Annotated in this window: 27 protein-coding genes; 13 read left to right on the plus strand and 14 right to left on the minus strand. The window is 69.5% G+C overall.

Going from position 1 to position 22,641, the window contains the following annotated elements:
• The first annotated feature begins 771 nt into the window (after nt 1-771).
• The 10 genes from JK363_RS26495 (at nt 772) to JK363_RS26540 (ending at nt 7,942) form a co-directional block, all read left to right on the plus strand.
• Nucleotides 772-1,983, plus strand: coding sequence for a helix-turn-helix domain-containing protein (locus JK363_RS26495; protein ID WP_201877840.1), 1,212 nt, complete (start codon nt 772-774; stop codon nt 1,981-1,983).
• A gap of 115 nt (nt 1,984-2,098) precedes the next feature.
• The gene (locus JK363_RS26500) at nt 2,099-2,689 is read left to right on the plus strand and encodes a hypothetical protein (protein WP_201877841.1); all 591 of its coding nucleotides are present in this window, start codon (nt 2,099-2,101) and stop codon (nt 2,687-2,689) included.
• Nucleotides 2,689-2,868 (plus strand): hypothetical protein, encoded by a 180-nt coding sequence (locus JK363_RS26505; protein WP_201877842.1) that lies wholly within the window; start codon nt 2,689-2,691, stop codon nt 2,866-2,868. Before JK363_RS26500 ends, JK363_RS26505 begins: the two co-directional genes overlap by 1 nt.
• Nucleotides 2,865-3,011, plus strand: coding sequence for a hypothetical protein (locus tag JK363_RS26510; protein ID WP_201877843.1), 147 nt, complete (start codon nt 2,865-2,867; stop codon nt 3,009-3,011). Before JK363_RS26505 ends, JK363_RS26510 begins: the two co-directional genes overlap by 4 nt.
• Nucleotides 3,012-3,265: 254 nt before the next feature.
• Entirely contained in the window at nt 3,266-3,721 is a 456-nt protein-coding gene (locus JK363_RS26515; RefSeq protein ID WP_201877844.1) for a glycine-rich domain-containing protein, read from the plus strand.
• Nucleotides 3,722-3,762: 41 nt separating this feature from the next.
• Nucleotides 3,763-3,906, plus strand: a complete 144-nt coding sequence (locus JK363_RS26520; RefSeq protein ID WP_201877845.1) for a hypothetical protein — start codon at nt 3,763-3,765, stop codon at nt 3,904-3,906.
• Between the two features lie 267 nt (nt 3,907-4,173).
• Nucleotides 4,174-5,016, plus strand: coding sequence for a helix-turn-helix domain-containing protein (locus JK363_RS26525; protein ID WP_201877846.1), 843 nt, complete (start codon nt 4,174-4,176; stop codon nt 5,014-5,016).
• A 10-nt stretch (nt 5,017-5,026) separates the two neighbouring features.
• Nucleotides 5,027-5,818, plus strand: coding sequence for an SAM-dependent methyltransferase (locus tag JK363_RS26530; RefSeq protein WP_201877847.1), 792 nt, complete (start codon nt 5,027-5,029; stop codon nt 5,816-5,818).
• 681 nt (nt 5,819-6,499) lie between these two features.
• Complete coding sequence (locus JK363_RS26535; RefSeq protein ID WP_236076116.1) at nt 6,500-7,231, plus strand: calcium-binding protein; 732 nt, start codon at nt 6,500-6,502, stop codon at nt 7,229-7,231.
• 408 nt (nt 7,232-7,639) lie between these two features.
• On the plus strand, nt 7,640-7,942 hold the full coding sequence (locus JK363_RS26540; protein WP_307821875.1) for a hypothetical protein: 303 nt from the start codon (nt 7,640-7,642) through the stop codon (nt 7,940-7,942).
• Nucleotides 7,943-7,951: 9 nt separating this feature from the next.
• Here JK363_RS26540 and JK363_RS26545 read toward each other — a convergent pair whose 3' ends face one another.
• The 5 genes from JK363_RS26545 to JK363_RS26565 all read right to left on the minus strand — a co-directional run bounded on the left by JK363_RS26545 (nt 7,952) and on the right by JK363_RS26565 (nt 11,867).
• Nucleotides 7,952-8,482, minus strand: coding sequence for a DUF6879 family protein (locus tag JK363_RS26545; protein ID WP_201877849.1), 531 nt, complete (start codon nt 8,480-8,482; stop codon nt 7,952-7,954).
• A gap of 540 nt (nt 8,483-9,022) precedes the next feature.
• Complete coding sequence (locus tag JK363_RS26550) at nt 9,023-9,211, minus strand: hypothetical protein (protein WP_201877850.1); 189 nt, start codon at nt 9,209-9,211, stop codon at nt 9,023-9,025.
• Nucleotides 9,208-9,807, minus strand: coding sequence for a hypothetical protein (locus JK363_RS26555; RefSeq protein ID WP_201877851.1), 600 nt, complete (start codon nt 9,805-9,807; stop codon nt 9,208-9,210). Before JK363_RS26555 ends, JK363_RS26550 begins: the two co-directional genes overlap by 4 nt.
• A gap of 166 nt (nt 9,808-9,973) precedes the next feature.
• Nucleotides 9,974-11,158: a helix-turn-helix domain-containing protein gene (locus tag JK363_RS26560; RefSeq protein WP_201877852.1), complete on the minus strand. Its 1,185-nt coding sequence runs from the start codon at nt 11,156-11,158 to the stop codon at nt 9,974-9,976.
• Between the two features lie 70 nt (nt 11,159-11,228).
• The gene (locus JK363_RS26565; RefSeq protein ID WP_201877853.1) at nt 11,229-11,867 is read right to left on the minus strand and encodes an HAD family hydrolase; all 639 of its coding nucleotides are present in this window, start codon (nt 11,865-11,867) and stop codon (nt 11,229-11,231) included.
• Nucleotides 11,868-11,927: 60 nt separating this feature from the next.
• Between JK363_RS26565 and JK363_RS26570 the strand changes: the two genes are divergently transcribed.
• Entirely contained in the window at nt 11,928-12,383 is a 456-nt protein-coding gene (locus JK363_RS26570) for a hypothetical protein (protein WP_372444853.1), read from the plus strand.
• Between the two features lie 101 nt (nt 12,384-12,484).
• Nucleotides 12,485-13,279, plus strand: coding sequence for a vWA domain-containing protein (locus tag JK363_RS26575; protein WP_201877855.1), 795 nt, complete (start codon nt 12,485-12,487; stop codon nt 13,277-13,279).
• An 84-nt stretch (nt 13,280-13,363) separates the two neighbouring features.
• Here the strand turns inward: JK363_RS26575 and JK363_RS26580 are convergent, their stop codons facing one another.
• From JK363_RS26580 to JK363_RS26605, 6 genes are all read right to left on the minus strand, one after another.
• Complete coding sequence (locus JK363_RS26580) at nt 13,364-14,155, minus strand: ABC transporter permease (protein WP_201877856.1); 792 nt, start codon at nt 14,153-14,155, stop codon at nt 13,364-13,366.
• Nucleotides 14,152-15,150, minus strand: a complete 999-nt coding sequence (locus tag JK363_RS26585; protein ID WP_372444850.1) for an ATP-binding cassette domain-containing protein — start codon at nt 15,148-15,150, stop codon at nt 14,152-14,154. The genes JK363_RS26580 and JK363_RS26585 overlap by 4 nt, the downstream gene beginning before the upstream one ends.
• Nucleotides 15,151-15,197: 47 nt before the next feature.
• Complete coding sequence (locus tag JK363_RS26590; protein WP_201877858.1) at nt 15,198-16,034, minus strand: DUF4097 family beta strand repeat-containing protein; 837 nt, start codon at nt 16,032-16,034, stop codon at nt 15,198-15,200.
• Between the two features lie 108 nt (nt 16,035-16,142).
• Entirely contained in the window at nt 16,143-16,691 is a 549-nt protein-coding gene (locus tag JK363_RS26595; RefSeq protein WP_201877859.1) for a hypothetical protein, read from the minus strand.
• A 300-nt stretch (nt 16,692-16,991) separates the two neighbouring features.
• Nucleotides 16,992-17,627: a histidine phosphatase family protein gene (locus tag JK363_RS26600; RefSeq protein WP_201877860.1), complete on the minus strand. Its 636-nt coding sequence runs from the start codon at nt 17,625-17,627 to the stop codon at nt 16,992-16,994.
• A gap of 305 nt (nt 17,628-17,932) precedes the next feature.
• Nucleotides 17,933-18,898 (minus strand): MASE1 domain-containing protein, encoded by a 966-nt coding sequence (locus JK363_RS26605; protein ID WP_236076117.1) that lies wholly within the window; start codon nt 18,896-18,898, stop codon nt 17,933-17,935.
• 540 nt (nt 18,899-19,438) lie between these two features.
• Between JK363_RS26605 and JK363_RS26610 the strand changes: the two genes are divergently transcribed.
• A complete protein-coding gene (locus tag JK363_RS26610) occupies nt 19,439-20,221 on the plus strand; it encodes an alpha/beta fold hydrolase (protein WP_201877862.1) in 783 nt (260 codons plus the stop codon).
• Here JK363_RS26610 and JK363_RS26615 read toward each other — a convergent pair.
• The 3 genes from JK363_RS26615 to JK363_RS26625 all read right to left on the minus strand — a co-directional run bounded on the left by JK363_RS26615 (nt 20,202) and on the right by JK363_RS26625 (nt 22,514).
• The gene (locus JK363_RS26615; protein WP_307821876.1) at nt 20,202-20,957 is read right to left on the minus strand and encodes a lytic transglycosylase domain-containing protein; all 756 of its coding nucleotides are present in this window, start codon (nt 20,955-20,957) and stop codon (nt 20,202-20,204) included. The two genes, JK363_RS26610 and JK363_RS26615, sit on opposite strands and share 20 nt — an antisense overlap.
• Nucleotides 20,958-21,155: 198 nt before the next feature.
• Nucleotides 21,156-21,839, minus strand: a complete 684-nt coding sequence (locus JK363_RS26620; protein WP_201877863.1) for a DedA family protein — start codon at nt 21,837-21,839, stop codon at nt 21,156-21,158.
• 195 nt (nt 21,840-22,034) lie between these two features.
• The gene (locus JK363_RS26625) at nt 22,035-22,514 is read right to left on the minus strand and encodes a DoxX family protein (protein ID WP_201877864.1); all 480 of its coding nucleotides are present in this window, start codon (nt 22,512-22,514) and stop codon (nt 22,035-22,037) included.
• Between the last annotated feature and the right edge of the window lie 127 nt (nt 22,515-22,641).

The following is a 22,641-nucleotide window of genomic DNA, read 5'->3' on the forward strand; positions in this document are numbered from 1 at the left end:
CGATCAGCGGCGCGGTGCTGCTGGTGTGGGCGCGCATAGACTCCGCCGACCGCCGCGGTGACCATCTGGCGGCGGAGGCCGACCGGCGGGGCACAGCGGTCAGCACGCTGGCCGGGGACGTGCGGGTGCTGCGGGCTCAGATCCAGGCCAAGGGCGACACCCCGAAGGCGCCAGACCCCACCCGTGCGGTGGAGGATCTGCCGGCGCGGGCGGAGGTGCCGGTGCCGATCCCGGGCCCGCGCGGGCCTGAGGGGAGCCCTGGGCGGGCGGGTCGGGATGGGACGTCGGGCAGCCCTGGCCCGTCGGGACCGGCGGGGTCTTCGGGCAAGCCTGGTTCCGACGGGGCCGATGGGTCCGATGGCGCGGCCGGGCAGCAGGGCGAGCGTGGTCCGGCCGGTCCGCAAGGCCCCCCGGGTCCGGCGGGCGCGGATGGGCAGGATGGCGCGGACGGCCGGGCCGGGCAGGATGGGCAGACGTGCCCGGATGGATACAGCCTCCAGCCGCCGCCGGATGATCCGGATGCGCTGGTGTGTAGGAGGGACGGAGCCCCTGCGCCCGAGCCCAGTCCGGCGTTGACGCCACCAGCCGCACTCGCCCCGGACCGACGCCGCCTCTGATGATCGATCGCCCCCTCTGGCCTTCGTGCCGGAGGGGGCCTTTCGTCATGCCCGGGAAGCACGACGGCCCCCGCCGAAGCAGGGGCCAATCGGCCATACCGCAGGAGCCGTCCAGCGGTACCGTTCTGAGTGTCAGCACAGAACGGAGTTCAGAATGCCATACGGCACTGACGAACACACCGGTGGAGTTGGACAGCGCATCGCCGAGCTGCGCGCCGTCCGCGGCTACTCACTACGTCAGCTCAGCCAACGCGCTCACGTCTCCGCCTCCATGCTCTCGATGATCGAGAAGGGAGACCGGAACGCCAGCGAGGTAATCGTGGCCGCCGTCGCCCGCGCCCTCGACGTGGGCGTCTCCAACCTGCGCGGCCAGCCCTACCGCGAGCAGCTCCAACAGGACCGCATCGACCGTATGATCGAGCCCCTCGGAGGGGCCCTCGACAACTGGGACTTGGCGCCGGACCCGGCTGCGCCTCCGCCGCGCCCGCTGGCGGAGCTCCGCGCCGCCGTGGCGGACACGGTCGAGATGCGCGCGGCCGCCAACCTCGGCGGGCTGGCGGAGAACCTGCCGCCGCTGCTGGCCGAGATCGTTCATGCGATCCACCTCCACGACCAGCCCGGCCGGACCCGGGAGGAGTTGCACGGGCTTCAGGCCGAGGCAGCCCGCGGGGTGTGGCGGGTGGCGTACCGGGTTGGGGAGATGCACCTTGCCCGGCTCGCGCTGTCCCGGATGGCGCATGCCGCAGTGCAGTCCGGGGACCCCCGGCAGGTGGCGGTTGAGCGGTGGATGCGTGCCCAGACGTCGGTGGAGAGCGGCCGGCCGGGCGTCGATGTTGGTCTGCGCCTGGTGGATCAGGCGCTTCGCGACCTTGACGACGACGGCAGTCCGGAGACCCGTGCAGTACGGGGCGCACTACACCTCAAGGGGTCGATCCTGGCGTCGAGGCGCGGCGACAAGGATGGGTCGGACGCATGGCTGGAGGAGGCGCGGGGGATCGCCCGGGAGACCGGGGAGACACGGACCTATGAGCTCACGTTCGGTCCGACGAATGTGGAGCTGCACGCGGTTGCTGCTGCGGCCGACCGGGATAAGCATGGGCTGGCGCTGAAGCGTGCGGCGAAGGTGCGGATCCCGGAGGACTATCCGCCGGGCCGGGCTGGGCACTTCTACATCGACCTGGCGCGGGCTCAAGTGTGGACGGCGCGGCACGATGAGGCGTTCGCCTCGCTGGTGAAGGCGCGGGAGGTGGCGCCGCAGATGACGCGGCATCACCCGCAGGTGCATGAGACGGCTGCGGCGTTGCGGCGGGCTCGGGCGCGAGTGTCAGATCCGCTTCGGGATTTCTCCCTGTGGTGCGGCGTGTAGCGCACTGATCACTGTAGGTCAAGGACCCTGGTGTTCACAGTCTGTGGACGCCAGAGTCTTGCCGCGTCGGCACGATGTGACGGTCAGCACACAAACCCGTTGCATGGAGCCGACCATGACGACCAACACCCTGCCCTGGACGCCACCCGCCGCTACGGACGTCGAGCCGTTACGCGTAGGGGAGTCGTGGGACGCGGTCCGCGTCTCGCCGCCCGTCGGTGAACGCGCCCTCGCCCTCCTCGGCGACGACACCGGTGCTGTCATCCAGGACGCCCACGGCACCTTCTACTGGCTCGTCGCCATCGGCTCCGCCGCCAGCTGGCACCTCCGCGGGACCCGCGTCCTGTGCGAGCTGGTCGACGAGGTCACCTACCTCGGTGTGCCCCCGGCCGACTGGCACGACGGCCCCCGCATCCACTGGCGCGTCCCGCTCGGCCCCGACCGCTACCTCACCAACGCCCGACTCCTGTGGGAGGCCCTGGCCGCCGCCGACCACGCCGAGCTCGGGCCCCGCGTCGAAGGGCGGCAGCTCTGTTTCCGCTGCCAGCTGCCGACGGATGAACCGGTGATCGTCGGCCAGGAGCACGGTGGCAGCCTCGGCGGCGGCATCATCTACGCCTGCCCGACCCACGCCCCGGACTACCAGCGGCACGACCCGCTGGTGCTGCTGGACGCGCTGCGCTGCGGCCCGGAGGCCGGAGCCTGATGACCAGCAAGCAGACCACCGCCCTGCCCACGGCAGAGCAGGAGTGGCGCACAGCAATCGAGCACGCCGCGTGCTGCCTGGCGTGCCAGACACCGGCCGCCATGTGCGAGACGGGCGAGGCACTGCTCGCCGCGTACAGCTCCGCCGCTCGGCAGGCCCGGTCAGGTGATGCCGGATGAGGCACCGCCGGCAACCCGTCACGGTGCGCGCCGCCCTGTGGTGCTTCCGGGCAGCCCGCGCCGGTGTGGTCCTCGGCGCGATGCTCGGCGTCTTGGCCGCCGTCGTAGCCCTGTGCATCGCGGGCGATCCGTCCACCCCATAGACCGGGTGGGCCGTCGGCGGTCCGGGGATCCCCCGCCCCGGGCACGGCTTCGCGCTGGCGGCCCGCCCTCCCAGGCACCCTGCGGTCGGTGCAGCCAGTCACGGCCGCCGACCGCAGGGCAGGGACTCCGGCCCCGAGATGGGGCTCGCGGGGCGGAGTCCCCACACGAAAAGGCCCCCGCCCCGGATCGCGCGCTTGGACGGCCAGCGACCGGGACGGAGACCGTGCACCACCCCACTCAGAGAGGCAGGCACATGGCCGAACGTACGGCATTACTGGACGACGCACAGCGACAAGGCGTCACCCAGACCGTCATGGATGCCAACCCCGACATGACGGCCGAGATGGCGGGCCGCATCGTCGACGAGGCAGCCAAGTTCGTCCTCACCGCCGCGGAGTTCCCGCAAGCGGCACTGACACCGTCACGGGTCGTCGACGAGGGATGGCATGCCCTCATCCTCCACACCCGCCTGTACAAGGCACTGTGCGCGCGGCGAGGAAACTATGTGGAGCACGCGCCGGGCTACGACCCGGAGAACTACGATCCGGCGATCCTCACACGTACGCAGGCCATGATGCGGGAGGCGGGATTCACCCCCGACGAAGAGCTGTGGACAGCGCCGGACAAGCCCCTCGTTGCCGTGGCGGCGAAGTGCCAGCACTCAGACGACGGCGGCCCGATCGTCATCATCCCCAAGCCCAAGGGCTGACCCGCCCCGTAAGCTGCGGACCGGAAGAGAGGAGCACACCGATGGAGTGGATCGACCCGAGGTACGCCGAGCTGGTCGCCGCCATGCGGACCGCTCAGGCGGAGGCCGAGGACGACGCGACCGAGGCCGGCCGTCTTCAGGGGTTCATCGTGCCTGACTCCAACCCCGGCCCGCTGCCGCGCTGAATCGGGCCACAGCCCGAGTGAAAGGGTGGGCGGCCGGACCGACACGCGCCAGCTGCCCACCCACGCTCCCCCCGGCCGCCCGCTGACGGTGAGGACGGACCGGCCGGGGTGGGGCTTTGCATGACTGTCTGGAAAGCAGCGGAGCCCCGTGAAGATTTAGCGCACGGTCCCTAGCGCCTGTTGGGTTATGGGTGTTAACTGCCGTCCACAGCTTTGAGAGAATCAAATGTAGCAACACGTTCCGGCCACGGACGGGAGTGCTCGCGCATGCCCAATGCCAGCCCAGCCAGCCCAGCCAGCCCCGATGTACTGCGCCAGCAGGTCGGCGAACTGCTGCGCCGCTGGCGCGAGCGCGCCGGGATCTCGGTGGAAACCGCTGTATCGGAAACCGCCCTGAGCGCTCCATCGCTCTGGCGCTGGGAGGCCGGCACGCTGCCGAGGAAACCCAAAACCGACACGATTGAGGCTCTGCTGCGGCTCTACGGGGCAGCCGACGACGAGATCGCAGCGATCCTCGACCTCGCCGAGAAGGCGGCGGCGCGCCCCTGGTGGCACCCGTACCGCTTCCAACTGCCGGGCTGGGTACAGGCGTCCATCGCCTATGCGGAGTCCAGCACAATGATCCGGATCTACGCCCCCCACAGGATCCCGGACTTGCTCCAGACCCCGGGCTATGCCCAGGCGCGTGGGTGCGACGAGGTGGGCCTGAGTCTGCTTGCTCGTCGGCAGGCAGTGCTGCACCGCGCCACCCCAGAGCGTCCGCGCCTGTGGGTCATCCTGGACGAATCGATCTTTTGCCGGTCGGTGAGCGGCGATCCCGAGGTGCTGTGTGAGCAGATCGATCACCTGATCTACCTGACGTCTCGTCGACGATTCACCCTCCAGATCGTGCCGCTCACCACCACCGGACAGCCAGCGGCAGAGCCGTTCACGATCTACCGCCTGGCGCCGCAGGAACTGCCCGATGTCGTTTGTCGTGAAGTTTTGGACGGCGGCCAGTTCACCGATGACCGCGACAGCGTCGGTGTCTACCGCGTGGCGTGGGACGCATACGCCCGCGCTCTCTCGCCCATGGACTCGCTGGCACTACTCAAATCCATACATGCGTAAGGGGGCACTAATGACTGCACATCTCGATGGAAATGCGGCGAGGCTCTACAACCGGTATTTGGAGGGCAAAGACGCGCATCCGGTGGATGACGCTGCCGCACAGGCCGTGATGGAGGTGGCGCCATGGGTGCAGCGCGTCGCCCAGCACAACCGCGGGTTCCTCCGCCGATCTGTTCACTACCTGGCCGGTGAGGTCGGCATTCGCCAGTTCCTCGACATCGGCGTCGGCATGCCGCAGTCGCCAAACGTCCACGAGATCGCCCAGAGCTACGCTGCCGACGCCAGGGTCGTGTACGTCGATCACGACCCCGACGTCATCTCACACTGCCGGGCAATGATGGATTCCACACCTGAGGGCATGGTTGAGGTGCTCGAGGGGGACGTCACCAGACCCCAGAGCATCCTGGGTGCCGCAGAGACGCAGCGCACGCTCGATTTCACCGAGCCCATCGCTCTACTGCTCGTCACCGTGCTGCTTTTCGTCCCGGACGATCAGCATCCCCGCCCGGCAGTGAAACGGATCATCGACGAGCTGCCCAGCGGATCGCATTTCGTTTTCGCTCACGCCACTGCCGATTTCGCTCCTACGGAGGTCGCGGAGATCGCACGCATCTATGCCGAGGCCGGGGTGAGGACCCAGGTGCGCACCGAAGCCGAAGTTCAGCAATTTTTCACTGAGAACGGCTTGGAGCTGGTTGAGCCCGGCATGGTGACCACGAATGCCTGGCGGCCGACCGAGAGTGAGCCGTTCACGACACGCATCGAGTCTGGCGTGTGGGCCGGAGTTGCCCGTAAGCCGTAAGACGTGGTCTCCCGGACTCCCCCCGTTGGCGGCGGGCGGGGCGTCCTCGCGAGCGTGCCGGAGCCTTGACAGGGTGGCCCCCCTCACAGGGCTTCGGCACACGGCGCCCCCAACTCATTGCGAGTTGGGGGCGCGTCCTTATTGGGGCATCGACCTGGGGAAATGCGAAGCGGATTGGGAGCGGATTGGGAGTGGATCTTGAGAATCGGTACGACGCGAGAGGTCGCGAAAGGTCGCGAGAAGGCGTTAAGCGTCAGACGTCTGCGCAGGTCCGAGGCTGCGCGGTCCCCTAACCAGCAGACCTCGAAGTTACGCGCCCGCTCTTACAAGGCAGATGTCGGCGGTTCGAACCCGTCTGCGCCCACCAGCACGAAGGCCCCCAGCCGATGACGGCTGGGGGCCTTTGACATCCGCAGATGACATCAACGCTGTCGGCCGCCGAGCGTCCAGCAGCAGCCTTCTACGAGAAAGCCCCGGTCGTCAGCGGGGGTTCGGGAACTCCGGAGCGGTCTGGGCGGGGGACAGCCGTGGGAGTGGATCTTTCCGTGCTGCGTCCGGGGCCTGACCTGCGGAGAGGGGGCAGGTGGCGGGCGATGGCTGTGATCGTGGGACGGGCGGATGGGACAGGGACGTGGCCTGCTGAATGGGTTGAGTGTTTTCCCGCTTCGGAGGTGCACGTTGATGGAACTGGACCCGTTTGCTTGCTGGCACAACCGGTACGCCCGCACAGATCGGGATGCCCACGGTGGGGATTCCGGGCCGGTCATGGATCCCGGCGCGTGCCGCAGGGCGCGCCGTGTCGGCGGCCTGATCCTGCCTTTGCTGGCCTTGGCGACCGCGGGATCCATCACCGCCGCCGGTCCCGCATCCGCCGTGGTCCCGGCAGCCCACCCGCGGGCCGTCATGGCGGGTACCCCGACCTGCGGGGGCTTGCCCGCGACGATCGTCGGCACGAAGGGCAACGACAACCTCGTGGGCACCCCGGGCAACGATGTGATTGCCGCGCTGGGCGGGGACGACCGTGTCGACGGCCTCGGTGGCGACGACGTCATCTGCGGTGACGCCGGCAACGACATCCTCTCCGGCAATACCGGCAACGACACCATCCTGGGCAGCTACGGCCGCGACAGCCTCGACGGCGGCGTCGGCGGCGACAGTCTCCACGGCGGCAAAGGTGACGACGCCCTCTACGGCGGTGACGGCGACGACGGTCTCTTCGGCGGCGAAGGCAACGACGACCTCTACGGCAACGCCGACAACGACGACCTGTCCGGCGAGGCCGGCGGCGACGACCTCTTCGGCGGCGATGGCAACGACGACCTCGACGGCGGTCCCGGCTTCAACTTCAATAACGGGGGTCCCGGCACCAACACCTGCGCCAACCCCGCCACCGGGCCTGGCTGTCCTGTTTGATGACCCGCTCCGTCGTTCGCCCGTCGCCCGGAGCTCCTGGAAGAGAACCTGTTCCGGCTGGGGCACCTCTTCTCGTGTGCACGGGGAGAGGGGGCCGGGGAGCTGCTGTCCGGGGCGGACGGCCCGCCTTCACCGTCCCGCTCCGTGCTGATCACCGCTTCCACATCGTCTACCGCACCTGCGAGGGAGACGACGGACGGACTACCTTCTGCACCACCCCGGTTGGCCGGAGCTGGTCGCCGCCGCGGACAGCCGCATGCCCGGCGACACCACCACCGATCCCCACGCCCGGCCGGCTCGGTGGCTGCCGGGCTGGCCCCCTGATCGGCTGGCCCGGTTGCGTGGCCTCTCACTACGGTGAGGGGATGTGCTTCTACGCCATGACCTACTACAAGCTGCACTACGCGTGTGTCGTGCCGCGTCAGTTTCAAGCAGCATCCGGGTCGGGCGGCGAAGGACCGCCCGTGCCCTCACTGCGCCCGGCCGCTGGTGTGCGCGGGCCATGACTTCGCGCCGCCGCGGAAGCATGACGTCCGGGGGTGGTCGGTGGTCGCCGAGGTGCTGGGCGAAGGGCTGCGCTACGAGGGGCTGTCGGCGTGCGGCTGCGGCAAGGAGCCGAAGCCCCGTCCGCGCACCCGCCCCGAACTCCGGCGGTACCGGGCCCTCGCCGCCAGGTCAGGGCTGTCCCTGTCCGCATTGTTGCACCAGTAATAACTCCGCTCATGAGTCCAAGGTGTACGCATTGTGCGGGATGCCCAGTTTCCAGGCGCTGTCGAATGCCTTGGTGCATAGAGCTGCCACCTCGGGGTCGGTGCTCATTTCATTGCCGACCCAGCCGCCGTCCCCAGTGAAGTGGTTGAACAACGCGGTAGTGCTGTCGAAGATCCAGCAGTCGTTGCCCGGCAGCGCCAGGCCGGATGCGCGGGGGCGAGGCAGCCAGCGCACATCTTCTCCAGCTGCGATGTTCTGCGGAGTACCCTCGTGTTCAAATCGGATGTACTCGGTGACCGGTTCGGAGACGATTCGTACTCGGCGGAGCCTCACCCCACGTGCTGAGGTGGCTCGCATCAGGTCGAGCCAGCCGGCTTTGCTTGCGGCATCCTGAGCGGGCCCCCATTCGTCGGCCCGCCACTTCTCGATGTCGGCCTGCTCCTCGGCCACCGCATATTGATCACGCATTTCCAGGTGGTAGGCAGATTCATGGCAGGCGTCGAAAAGTCGGGCCCAGCCTTCGGCGTCAAGAGACTCCATTCACGTCATCCTTCGGCACGTAGGAAAACAGAGAAGCCGCCAGGCGGCGTCCGTGGTGACCGGGACGCATGTGGCCTGTTGCTCCCAGACCTCGGCCGGGATAACCGGTGCCGCGGTACGGCGTCGAACACCGGACGCCACGTGGGCGTGAGCGCGCCGGATGCCGCTCCTGCCAATGCGCTGCCACAGGGCTTCACTTCCCCTTGGGCGGCTGACTGTCGTCCGGCGGGGGCGGCGGCGGGGTGTCCACGGTTTGATCGGGGCGGGGTCGCCCTTGTGCTTGAGCTGTGCGGTCACGCACAGTTCACCTCCTGAGAAGGGGCTTTGTGTATGTGCGGTTCTCTGTGGTCCGTCCGGTGGTTACTGGGTGGGCCGCCGGTGCCGTCGTCCGGTGGACGAGGGACCGGACCGCCGATGGCCCACCCGGTCTAGCGGGCCGGGTCTCCGGCCAGGCAGAGAGCCACGACTGCCACGGGTGCCCCGGCCATCGCGGCCACGACTACGGCCGCACGAGCGGCGCGGAACATACGGAGCGCGGTGCTACGCATCGCTGTTCCTCCTCTGCCTCTGCTGGTGCATGACGGCGTTGAACGCCTCGAGCAGGGTCTCGCCCCGCTCACACACGGCGCCTCGCGTCCGGCATGCGTGGCAGCCCGCGGCGTGTTCGATGGCCGCCCGCCATGCCTGCTCCGCCTCCGTGGCGGCGTGCGAATCCTGCTGCGTCGTCATCGTGCCTCGTCCTGGTGAGGCGCGTGCCGCGTGCCGACAAGCCGGGCCACTGTGTCGGCGGGGTAGTCCTGCGCGTGCTGAGGGCAGGCGTAGGTGGTGCCCCCGCCGATGCTGCCGCCGTGCTCCTCGGCGACGATGACGGGCTCGTCGGTCGGCAGCTGACAGCGGTAGCAGAGCTGCCGCCCCTCCGGCACGGGGCCGAGGGCTTCGTCCGCTGCTTGAGCCAGGGCGCGGTGCAACTGCTGGGCGTCGGTCAAATACCGGCCGGGGGCGAGGGGAATTCGCCAGTAGCTGTACCGGTCGGCAGTCCATGTAGCGGGCGGTACGCCGAGGAGCGTGCTTTCGTCAAGCAGGGAGGTGAGGACGGAGACTCGACGAAGGCACCAGCTGCGGGCGGTGTCGACCGCGATGAGCCAGTAGACCTTTCCGTGAAGGTCGTCCTGGATGACGGCTCCGGACCGCGCGTCGAGCAGTTTTAGGGCGCGGTCAGCGATGGCAGTGGGTGCGGATACCGCGTCCCAGTGATGGCCGACCTCCACCATCTCTACGTCGGTGGTGTTCGGAGGTGCCCATGAGTTCAAGGGGTCTGCTGTCATTCGGCTCGCCTTGGTCGCGGTGATCTTCACAGAGGACGACAGGCCACACGCGAGTCCGGTCGGGAAGGGTACGGACACAAGTTGCCCCATCTGCCGTGTCGGTGCGGACAGATGGATGGTTCTCCGCTTGAAGGACCGCAAGTGACCCAGTGAGGGTCAGTGGGTGCTACTCCCCGGCGTGACACCATTCTGCGAAACTGCTGAGGCTCTCTGCATCTCCGCGCCGCAGGCGGCGCAGCGTCGCGGCGTCCTCACGTACCCATGGGTGATCACGTGTGTGCTGCGGGGCAATACGGCGTGCGACCTTCAGTGATTCGAAGGCATCGCGCGCCAGCCCGGTCCACAGCTGAGCACGAGCGACCTCGATGTAGAACCCGCTCCGGCGTTCGGCTGGCAGACTCTGCGGCGGGGCCCACTCGTTGGCGACGTCGAGTGCTCGGCGCACGTGGTCATGGCCGAGACTGACCGCGACTGAGACCTCGTGGATACGGACGCTTTCCGGCCCGAATGCGGTGCCCTGGTAGACGCTCTCCGGCACCGCGTCGCCCAGGCGTCGGGCCTCGAAGAGGTGGAAGTTCGCGGCTTCCACGAGACCGGCGCGTCCGGCGATGACCGCGGCTCGCATGTTCAGAGTGCCCCTGGCCGCCACAGTGGCATCGTCATCGCCTACTGGTGCGGCGTCCAGCGCGGCCTCCAGAGCACGCAGCCCCGGAGCGAACGCCCTGGCTGCGAAGAAGGTCTCCGTTCGAACGTACGCGACTGCCGCGACCAGTAGCGGGTCTCCGGCATGCGGTGCCACCCACCGCATCAGGTCCACGAGGCGGGCGGACAGGTCTCGGGCGCCATACTTGTACGCCACTGCGTCTGCTGTTCGGAGCGCGGATACCAGCAGACCCGCGATTTCGGCGCGCTCCTTGGCCGGGGCAAGGTGGTTGGCGCGGATCAGTTCGCCAATGAGCTTCGGCGCGTGACGGGCGATCCGAACGTATTGCGCGGCCAGGCGCCAGGTCACCGCTTCGTCCACCGCGATCCGCAGGTCGGCCAGTGGGCGGACCGGCCCGTCGTCCGGTCCCTCGTACGCGGCGATCTCGGCCGACAGCGACGGCATGGCGGCATGGACCCGGGCATCGGCCTGATCCCGGCTGCCTAACAGGCGGGAGGTGTCGACTCCGAGCGCGGCAGCTAACGCTTCCACGACGCCGTCGCTCGCGCCCCGTGCGCCCCGCTCGATCTTTCGTAGCGTGCCGACGTGCACGCCAGCGGCGTTCGCAAGTTCTTGCTGTGTCATTCGTGCGACGCGACGGCGGTAGGCCACGCGTTGACCGAATGTGAGGGCGTTTGCAGTGGGCATACGGGTGCTCCGTTCGGTGCGTCCACTCCGAACGGTAGCGAGCGGTTATGCGACAGCGGGGCAGTTCGCCTTATGCGACGGTCAGTCGCAGGAGATCGTGCAGCGAGTCGATCTGCCAGTCGGCCGCAGCCGCCTCCGCTGTGCCTGCCCACAGATGGCCCCACGGACCGCGTCGAAGATGCGCGACGCGCAGGCCGGCGGCCTCCGCCGGCCGTACGTCGTTCGCCGGGTGATCACCTACGTACAAGGTCTCGAAGGGTGCCGTTCCCGAGAGTTCCAGGAGATGAGCGAAGAACTGCGGATCGGGTTTGGAGACGCCCCATTCCCCCGATGTGGCGATCGCGTCAACAGGCAACTCGAGGCGGCGCAACAGTTCCCCCGCACGCGCCGTTTGGTTCCCGGCGACAACGACGCGAATGCCCGTCTCACGGAGTGTGACGAGTGCCGGACGCACATCGGGGTAGAGATCGTCCTCGGTCAGCTGCTCGCCCAACCCAGCCGTCTCCATGGCGGCTCGTTCGACGGCGATGTCGATGTCCGGCCGGATGAGCCGCAGTGCCTCGGCGTTATCGCGGCCTTGGGCGACGACCGCGCCGACAAGGGCGGAGAGGGTGTGACGGGGAATGCTCAGCCAGTCGGCCCATGCGGCCCACCCACGGTCGTCCCGGATCAAGGTCTCGCCGATGTCGAGGGCCACAGCGCGGATCATGCGGGCAGCCTAGCCACCGAGCCGTGGATGCCGGTGAGCAGTAGCATCCGGAGTCTGCACATGGACCTCACCGATGGCACGGTGCCGCTGGTGCGAGGCGAGTTGGACAGAGCCCTCGCCGTCTACGAGCCCTCCGGCCTGATCGGGGTGTCCTGCATCGCGCAGGGCAGCGACAGTCTGTTCGCGGACGCGGTGCTGGCTGCCGGTGGGCGCCTCGTCGTGGTGATTCCGTCGCGGGACTACCGGCAGGCGAAGGTGAAGCCGGACCATGCCGAGACGTTCGACCGATTGCTGGACGCGGCGGACGAAGCGCTGGTGATGCCCCACGCGAACCGGCAGGCGTACGAAGCGGCGAACGCCGTGCTGCTGGAGCGTGCCGACCGTCTGGTGGCCGTATGGAACATGCAGCCGCCCACCGGAAAGGGTGGGGGTACGGCGGACGTGGTGCACGAGGCGCGTGCGGCGGGCGTTCCCGTGGACGTCGTGTGGCCGGACGGGGCCTCACGCCGGGCGTGAGGAAGCTCCTCCGGTCCGGACCGGACGTCCGGCTGATCGCGCGCCCGCGATGCTGAGCAAGGGGAAGACGTGGCCCGGTCCTCGGGGCACAATCCCTGCCTATGGCCATCGAGTACCGCAAGCGCCCCACGATCGACTACCGCAAGCCGCCCAGGACTCCCGCCGCCCCGGCCGCCGGGGTCAGTCCGGAGAAGGTCGCCGCTCGGGCTCCCGGGCTGGTCAGCCTGTACAAGACGGCTGCGGTCTCGTTGGCCAAGCACCGGGTCGGTGGGCAGCGGGCCGCCGTGTATCTGGTGCTGGACCGGTCCGGGAGCATGCGTCAGTACTACCGTGACGGTTCCGTGCAGCGCCTGGCGGAGCAGACGCTCGCCCTCGCCGCCAACCTCGATGACGACGGGGTGGTGCCGGTGGTCTTCTTCTCCACGGACATCGACGGGACCGCGGAGATCAGCCTCGATGCCTACCGGGACCGGATCAATCCGCTGCACGACTCGATGGGGCACATGGGGCGGACCAACTACCACCTGGCCATGCAGGCGGTGATCGACCACTACCAGGCATCGGGGGCCCAGGACCCGGCCTTCGTGGTGTTCCAGACCGATGGTTCCCCGACGTCCAGGACCGCGGCGGAGCATGTGCTGTGCACGGCCGCGCGGTTGCCGATCTTCTGGCAGTTCATCGGCTTCGGGCACGACGAGTTTCGCTTCCTGCGCAAGCTGGACGAGCTGCCGGTGCCGGACAAGCGCGTGGTCGACAACGCCGGGTTCTTCGCCGCCGGGGCGTCCCCGAAGTCGCTGTCCGACGAGGGGCTTTACGACCAGCTGCTCCAGGACTTCCCGCAGTGGCTGACCGCCGCCCGGGCCGCGGGCGTGGTGAGCGACCCTGCGCGGCGCTAGCCCTCCGGGCTGCCGCCACGCATCCCTTTCGGCGCATTGAAGCCCTCTCCGGTCCCCCGGACCGGAGAGGGCTGGCTGAAGGGGCTAGCGGTTGGTGTCGCGGGAGAACATGGCACGCGCCCAGAGGTAGCCGACGAGGGTGAGGCCGAGGCACCAGGCCAGGGCGGCGTAGCCGCTGTTGCCGATCTCCGTGCCCATCAGCAGACCGCGCAGGGTTTCGATGAGCGAGGTGAAGGGCTGGTACTCGGCGAACCAGCGCAGTCCGGTGGGCATGGACTCCGGAGGCACGATGGCGCTGCCGATGAAGGGGAGGAACTGGAAGGGCAGCGGGATGTTGCTCGCGGTCTCCGGGGTCTTGGCGACCAGGCCGACCCCGGCGGCGAGCCAGGTGAGCGCGAGGGTGAGCAGGGTCAGCAGACCCGTGGCGGCGAGCCATTCGAGCGGGGTGGCGTCCGGGCGGAAGCCGACGAGCAACGCGACGGCCACCACGAACACCACGCTGATCATGGTCTGGATGACACTGCCGACCACATGGCCGGTGAGGAACGCCGCACGCGAGATCGCCATCGTACGGAAGCGGTTGACGATGCCCTCGGTCATATCGACGCAGACGCCGACCGCCGTGACCATGGCCCCGGAGGTCGCGGCCATGAGGATGATGCCGGGGGCCACATAGTCGATGTAGTCACCGCCACCGGTGGACATGCCCTCGATACCGGTGCCCAGCGCCGAGCCGAACGCGTAGGTGAAGAGCAGCAGCATCATCACGGGCATCACGACGACCGAGACCGTCATCGACGGATAGCGCAGCGCATGCTTCAGATTGCGCCGCAGCATCGTCATGGAGTCGCTGACCGCGTAGGACAGGGAGGTCATCGGGCGTTCTCCTTCGGCGAGGTGGCCGCGTCGCCGGACCGGGGCCGGCCGGTGAGGGTGAGGAAGACATCGTCGAGGTCGGGGGTGTGCATGGTCAGGGACTCGGCCGCGATCGAGGCGCTGTCCAGTACGTCGAGGACCGCACGCAGAGTGGGGATGCTGCCGTCGCTGGGAATCTGGAGGGTGAGCGATTCGGTGTCGCGGGTGACGGCGCCGAAGAGCGCGGTGGCCGCGTCGAGCCGGTCCGGGTCGGCGAACCGCACCCGGAGATGACCACCGGGGATACGCCGCTTCAGCTCCTCCGCGGTGCCTTCGGCGACCAGCGTGCCGTGGTCCAGGACGGCGATGCGGTCGGCGAGTTGGTCCGCCTCGTCCAGATACTGGGTGGTCAGGAAGATGGTGACGCCGTCGTGGGCCACCAGTTCGCGGATGATCTCCCACATGGTGCGACGGCTGCGCGGATCGAGGCCGGTGGTCGGCTCATCGAGGAAGATCACGCGCGGATTGCCGACGAGGGTCATCGCGAGGTCCAGTTTGCGCCGCATCCCGCCGGAGAAGGTGACCACGGGCTTGGCGGACACCTCGGTCAGATCGAAGCGGCGCAGCAGTTCGGCGGTGCGGCGGCGGCCCTCGCGGCGGTTCAGATGGTGCAGATCCGCCATGAGCATCAGGTTCTCCTCGGCGGTCAGCAGATTGTCCACCGCCGAGAACTGCCCGGTGACACCGATCGCGGCGCGTACCGCGTCGGCGTCGTGGACCAGGTCGTGGCCCGCTATCCGTGCTTCGCCCGCGTCGGCGCGGACGAGGGTGGACAGGATCTGCACGGTGGTCGTCTTGCCCGCGCCGTTCGGCCCGAGCAGCGCGAAGACGGTGCCTTCGGGGATGTGCAGGTCGATGCCGTCGAGCACCACCTTGTCCCCGTAGGACTTGGACAGTCCGACGGCTGTGATCGCCGACGAGAGCGCGGGCGCGGAGGACCCGGTCATGGCTGGCATGTCTCTTCTGCTCTCTCTTCTGCGGAAGGTCGCTGGGTCAAGGGGTGTCAGGCGCGGCGGATCACGATGTCGCCGAGGTGCGTATGGGCCCGTACCTCGACCGTGTCCTCGGCGGCCCCGGGGCCCTCGGACGGGCCGAGGGAGTTGCGCACACTGCCCAGCCGGGTGTTCACATCGAGCCAGGCGGCGATGGACTCCCGGATGCCGACCTCCAGATCCCCGGAAGCGGTGTCGAGCTTGACCTGACCACGCGTCACCTGGCCGATGCGGATATGACCGTTGGCGGATCTGGCCTCGACTCCGGCGTGGGCGGTGCCGATGGAGATCCGGCCGTTGGAGGAGTTGGCGCGCAGCTCACCGACGATCTCGCCGATCTCCGTCTCGCCGTTGAGGTTCTTGACGATCGCCGCGCCGTCGATCTGGTGGACCTCGACCCGGCCCGCCCCGGAGATCTCGGCGTTCCCCGTCACCCGGGCCAGGCGGACATCGCCGTGGTCGGTCTTGAGGTTGACGGTGGTGGCCTCGTCGACCTGGATATCACCGACGGAGGTCTTGAGCAGACACTCTCCGAGGGGGCCCGTGCAGACGAAATCCACCAGGGCGGACCGGGCCAGGACATCCGACCCGGCCGGGAGCTCGACGGTCACATCGACGGATCCGAGCTTGCCGAATACGAAACGCTTCTTGGGGCCCTTGACCAGTACCGTGCCGCCCGTGCAGCTGACCTTGGTCTGCTGTACGGCCCGTAGGTCGGCCTCCTCGGCGCCATTGCTCGGCAGCACCTCGACGACCGTGTCCGTGCGCTTGCTCGCGATGATCCGGACCGATCCCATGTCGAACTCGAGGCTGGCGGAGACCGGTTCGGGTGTGTCGAACGTAGGCATGGCTGTCCCGTCCTCATGGCTCTGGTGTGCGTACCCGCTGGTGGGGCGGGTGCGGTGAAAGGAGAAGTGGTGCGGGTGGTGCCGAAGTGATGGGGGCGGCGGGCCGCGCTAGCGGACCCAGCCCTTGAAGCTCTGCTGGCCGCGGTGGCGGCTGCCGCGGCCGGGTGCGCGGGTCTGTTCACCCGGCTCCAGGGCGTTGGCAACCGCCCGTACCAGCCAGGCGTTGACCGAGAGTCCCTCCTGCCCGGCGGCGTCCTCGACCCGCGCCTTGAGGTGGGCGGGCAGCCGGAAGTTGATACGGGCCGTGCCCCCCTCGTCCCCGTCCACGGGGGCGGCGGGGGAGACGGGTGGCGCGGGTGCGCCGCCCACCGCCGCGCCCGCCCGCTCCTCGGTCTCCTCGTACGGCTCCGGGAGCGGTGGCGGTGTCACCACGAACTCGGGGTCGAGTCCGCGGAGCCGTACGTCGACCGAGCCCGGCGCCAGCTCGCGGGTGACCTCACCCATGGCGGCGGACAGCGCGTTGAGCAGGGTGAGCCGGGCGGCGGACTCCAGGGGAGCGGTGAGCCGTTCGGCCAGGGCGCGGGCTTCGTCCCCACCCGCGTCCGCGGCGACCGCGAGCTCGTGCCGGAGGTTGTCGACGTAGGGCGTGAGGTCCATAGCGCCATCTTGGCACACGGTTGGCGCCACAGCGACACTGTGTGGCATCAAGTTGCCTCAGCTGACGCTGGGTTGGCGCCATTCTGGCGCTGCCCGGTCCGGCTCCGAACGCTCACGACGGAGGCGATCGGCCGACGATCGGCTGGTGACGGCGGCTCGTTGTCAGTGCCGGGCCCTACGGTGGGTCCTGTCCTTATTCACGCTTGCTGGGCTGCATGCGACTCGGACACGGTGGGGGCCGGACCCAACAGCGCGGGTCCGGCCTTCGACGTGCCCCCCCGCCGGCCGGACACGGCCCGGTCAGGGCATGGCCCGCAGTTCCGGTGCGAGGCCGGTCCAGCGCAGCTCCGCCGACAGATGTGCCATGTCGTTCCAGAAGACCATGGAGGGCGGACGGCCGGGCGGCGGCCAGCGGATGACCGTCAGCGCCGCGTTGCCGTGGTTGAGCCCCAGCCAGCGCCAGTTCGGGGCGTCGAGCACCTCCCGCACCAGCCAGCCGATCAGGAAGTTGTGGGTCACCACCAGCTCATGGCGGTCCTCGGGGCCGTCCACCGGGCCGGTGAAGCGTTCCACCGCCTGCCGGGCCAGCAGCGGTCCGCGCTCCCGCTCCTCCGCCGGGAACTGGTGGACGAAGTCGAGGAGGAAGTCGGCGGAATCGGCGGGCAGTTCATGCCGCTCGGGGGTGTGCGGGACGTAGTCCCCGGCCGGTTCGCAGGCGTGCGCGGGTACGCCGTCGAGCTGGTCGCCGATCAGCCGCGCGGTCTGGGCGGCCCGGGGCAGCGGACCGTGGTGGATCGCCGACAGGGGTACCCCCCGCAGCCGCTTGCCGAGCAGTACGGCCTGCCGGCGGCCCACGGCCGTCAGCTCGCGCTCGTCCGCGGTGGCCTCGCCGTGGCGGGTCAGATAGAGGTAGCGGGTGGCTGTCGTGGCGGTCATGGGTTCCTGTCGTTCTGTAGCGCACGGGGTGCCGGGTGCGGGGGGGGGGTGGGGTACCGGTTCCGTTCGGGGGCGGTTCCCTTCGGGGTCCGGGGCGCTCTTGTCCGGGCGCGCGCCCGTTGCGTACGCCGTCGTTGGGCGCGTTGGTTCGTGTGCACCCCTGCTTGCGTACGCCCCCGTCGCGCGCCGTGTTCGGTACGCCCTCTCAGACGGCTCCGCATCCGCCTGGGTTCCCCGGCCCCTCCCGCCCGGGTGTCGCTAGGTCCGTCGTCAAAGGGGGCGTCCGGCCGCGAGCGGGACGGGCCCTATCCCCGTCCGTCCGGCGGTTCCTCGTCATGCCGCCGCGACGGCCAGTTCCCGAAGTTCTCGCCCGGCGCCAGCCGGACCACCACCTCCGCCAGCTCCGTGCACACCCGCTCGATCTGCCGCCGGGTGTTGTTCCGTTCGGCGATGATCGCCGACAGCAGCAGCGCGGTCAGCGCGGTGGTGCCGTTGAACGCCTGGAGCGTCACCATCTGGGTCAGCAGTGAGTTGCCCGAGAACGGACCGACGTCCTCCGCCGTTGCCTTGATCGCGAGGACGGAGACGATGAACGAGCACGGCGCGGCGCCCGCCAACTGGAAGCGCAGTGCCGCCCAGATCAGAAACGGGAAGACGAGGAAGAGCAGGGCGGCGACGCTCCGGGTGGCCACCAGCGTAACGGCCGCCGTACCCACCAGCAGGACCGCCGCCTCCAGCCAGCGGTAGGGGCGGACCTCGCGCGGCATCCGCACCCCGCGCAGGGCGAGCAGCAGCGGAGTGATCACCAGGACCCCCATCGCATCGCCGGTCCACCACACCGACCAGGCCGGCCAGAAGGCATCGGACGGAAGCGCGCCCGCCAGGACGAGTACGGCCGTTCCGATGGTGGCGCTGATCAGCATCCCGAGCAGCGCACCGAGGAACACCAGGGCCAGCGCGTCCCGGAGCCGGTCCAGGGAGATACGGAAGTCCGCGCGCTGGAGGAGGAGGAAGGCGCAGAGCGGGGCGAGGGTGTTGCCCGCGGCGATCCCGACGACGCCGAGGGGTGACGGACCGATGGGGGCGTTGACGGCGAGCGCGCCGAGTGCGATCCCCGGCCAGGCGGCGGGCCCGAGCAGCAGCAGACAGGCGAGGGCGATCCCGGTGGGTGGCCACAGCGGGGTGACCTGGCCGCGCACCAGTTCCTGCAACAGGCCGATCCTGGCGCCCGCGTAGTAGAGGGCGGCCACGGCCGCGATCCGCAGAACCATGGCACCGTATCGCCGAATCGTTCCGTCATCGCGCGCCACAGCCGCCATCTGACTACGCCCGCGCCCGCGCGGTACGGCTGACACGCAGACGCACGCGGGCACCCCGCCCGTACGGGGGAACGGCGCGACGGGCCGTGGTGCGGGGCGGATGTCCACGAACCGTCACCGCGCCCGTCAAGGCCGTATTGACACCGTAATCCGGGGGTTCTAGCGTCCTGTCCGCAGCGGTACGGACCAATCAACTCGCCGTTGTCGCAGGTCAGTTGATCCGAAACCCGTCGTGTGGACGCGCTTGCCGTCCCGTCGCACACCTCATCGCGATCGGTCGGTTCGTCAAAATCAAGCAAGATTGTGGCGAACCTCGTGAACCATCCCTAAGCTCCCCCGACACATGCAGCACGTCATGTCCACGATGTGGACTCCCACCACATCGCTGGCACGCATATGCGCACCGGGCTTGCCCCCTTCAGCGGGAGACGTCACCGTTGTCCCCCACGGGTATGCGCCGCGCGCCCGTATTCGACTGGGACCGGAGGTGCCATGGGGCCCATCGTTCCACCCCTCGTTCCACCGTATGAGACCGTCGGGGACGGTCCGCACCGTGTCATGGCGGTGCACGGCTGGTTCTCGGACCGCGCCGCGTACGCCGCCATGCTGCCGCATGTCGACCGGCGGGCCTTCACCTATGTCCTGCCCGATCTGCGCGGCTACGGGGAGGCGCGCGATGTCCCCGGCCGGTTCACCACCAGTGAGGCGGGGCGGGATCTGCTCGCGCTGGCCGACCACCTCGGCTGGGACCGGTTCTCGCTCATCGGGCACTCGATGGGCGGCGCCGTCGTCCAGCGTGTTGTGGCGGCGGCCCCGCACCGCGTCCGGCGGCTGGTCGGGGTGGCGCCGGTGCCCGCGAGCGGGGTGCCGATGGAGGGTGAGCAGTGGGAGCTGTTCGCGTCCGCCGCCGAGCGTCCGGAGAACCGGCGGGCGATCATCGATCTGACCACCGGCAACCGCCATCCGGCCGCCTGGCTCGACCTGATGGTGCGGCATTCGGTGCGGCACAGCGACGCCAAGGCTTTCCGTGCGTGGCTGGACTCCTGGGCCCTGGAGGACTTCCACGAGGAGATCAGCGGGGCCGAGGTACCGGTCCGAGTGGTGGTCGGTGCGCACGACCCGGCGCTGACGGCCGACGTGATGCGGCAGACCTGGCTGCGCTGGTACGCCGACGCCGAGTTGATCGAGCTGCCGTGCGCGGGGCACTACCCGGCCGATGAGACCCCGCTGGAACTGGTCCGGGCCGTGGAGGACTTCATCGCGGCCGACGCGTAGTCGGCGCGGCGACGCCGGGCGCGGTCGGCCGCGGTTCCGTGGCGGCGTCCGGCGCGGGTGACAGCGCCGTGGACGAGGCAGTGGCGTCGGACGACGGAGGGGACGAGGGCGAGGGGGTGGCGGTGCCGCGCTTGGTGGAGCGGTGCTTCGCCTCGCTCTCCTGGTACGTCTTCTCGGCCTTCCGGTACTTGGGCAGCAGATCGTGCATGATCTTGTGCACATAGCCGCGTGTCTCGTTCAACTGCGGCATGCCCCTGGCCCTGATCACCGCGCTCGGCCCCGCGTTGTACGCGGCCAGCGCGAGCCGGGTCGACCCCAGCCGGGTCGAGCCGCCGGGGATCACCTTGACCATCTTGTACAAATGGCACATATAGCGCGCCTGGGAGGGGATGGCGTCCCGGGGCTCCCAGACGTCGGCCTTACCATCGCCGTTGCCGTCCCGCCCCCATTCCTTCCAGGTGTCCGGGGCGAACTGCGAAATGCCCTGGGCCTGCCCGGAGTCCGCGTTCGCCCGCCAGCCGCTCTCGGCGTCGATCTGCGCCGCCAGCAGCGGAACGCTCAGCATGGAGCAGACGCGGGCGGCGATCTCCACCACCGGGCGCCGAGCCTCGGGCACCACCGGCAACTCGGGCTTCGAGGCTGCGGTGAGCTGCCGTACCACGAGGACGGCGACGACGACCAGGGCCAGCCCGGCGAGGAAGGCCGCGACCAGCCCAGCGGTGCGGCGGCTCAGCACGCCGGGCCCGACAGGGAGGGGTTTCGCATGGGGGGACGGTAGCCGCAATCCGGCGCCGGGCCTAACCCGCCCGCCGAAACGGGCCCGGTGCGACGGCGGCCGGACGCGGGGCGCCCGGCCGCCATGGCCTCGGCCCTGGGGCGCCCGACCGGGACTCCTTCGCGTCCGGCTAAGACTCCCTCGCGCCCGGCCACCGCGCTACGGGCGCCCGCCCGGCCGGCCGACCGCGGCCGCCGCCACCGGCATCGGACCCGCCTCGCCCGCGCCGGGGCGCTTCATCACGTACGCCGCGCCCGCGCCCGCGGCGAAGAGCGCGAGCACCGAGACCGCGGTCCCCAGCCAGGTGGCGCCGAGCCACTGGCCGCCGACATAGCCGAGGGTCACGCTGTACGCGGCCCACGCCAGCCCGGCCACCGCCGACCACGGCAGGAACTCCTTGACCCTGCGGTGGGCGGCACCGGCGCTCAGGCTGACGACCGAGCGTCCGGCGGGCGCAAAGCGGGCTATGACGACCAGCGGACCGCCGCCCCGGATCAGAGCGGTGTCCAACTTCTCCTGGGCGCTGGTGAGTCGGCGGGATCGAGCAATGGCTCGATCCAGACGGTCGCTGCCACGCCAGGCCAGCCGATAGGCGACCATATCGCCGAGGACGGAGGCGGTCGCGGCGCACAGGACGAGAGCCAGCATCGCGGGGAAGTCGGCGGCGTCCGCCTGGCGCACCACGCCGACGGCGTCGACCGTGGTCCCGGCGGCGGCGGTGGCCGCCGTGATGACGAGGACTCCGCTGGGCAGGACAGGCAGAAAGACGTCGAGTAGGACAGACATCGCGATAACCGCGTAAATCCATGGGGTGTTGGTCAGCGACCCCAATTGTTCCAGCACCGTTTTCTCCCGATCCCGTTCCCCCCGCTGCGTTTGTCGCCGGGAAGCGGCAGACGCGGCCTGTACAGCCATACAGCGTACGCCTGTGACGGAAGAGGATAGCGGTGTGGGGTGATGATGTTGTTCGAATCACGCCATGCGGGGCACATGGCCCCGCATGGCGTGATGCGGGACGAGTCCTGAACGGCGGCTTTACTACACCGAGGTGGACTGGCGCCGCGTTTCGGCCGTCGTGGCCGACGCGCCCGAGGAGCCGAAGAGGCGCTCCAGCGCCAGCGGGCCGGGGCCGGTGAAGACGAGGAGCAGGAGAGCCCAGCAGAACATCGCGGACGCCTCGCCGCCGTTCTCGATGGGCCAGAGCTTCTCGGGCTGGTGCTCCACGAAGTAGGCGTAGGCCATCGAGCCGGAGGAGATGAACGCCGCGCTGCGGGTGCCGAGTCCGAGCATCACCAGGCCACCGCCGACGAGCTGGATCACCGCGGCGTACCAGCCGGGCCAGGTGCCCGCCTCGACGGTCTTACCGGTGCCCATCATGCCGCCGAACCAGCCCAGCAGGGAGGAGGCGCCGTGGCAGAAGAAGAGCAGGCCGACAACGATGCGGAAAAGGGACAGAACGTACGGTCTGGTGGTGTCCAGCAGCTCGCCGAGCGAGCGCGGCGCGGTTGAGGGAGACATGGGGACGTGCTCCTTGTTCGGAGGACGGGAGACAACGCGCCAGGTTAGGCTGCCCTCACCTTTTGTTGCAAGTTCAAGTTCCTGCCAATATGCCGCCCCGGAACGGGGCTTCGGAACAGCCGGTCTC

This window comes from Streptomyces coffeae, assembly GCF_016741875.1.
Taxonomy (GTDB): Bacteria; Actinomycetota; Actinomycetes; order Streptomycetales; family Streptomycetaceae; genus Streptomyces; species Streptomyces coffeae.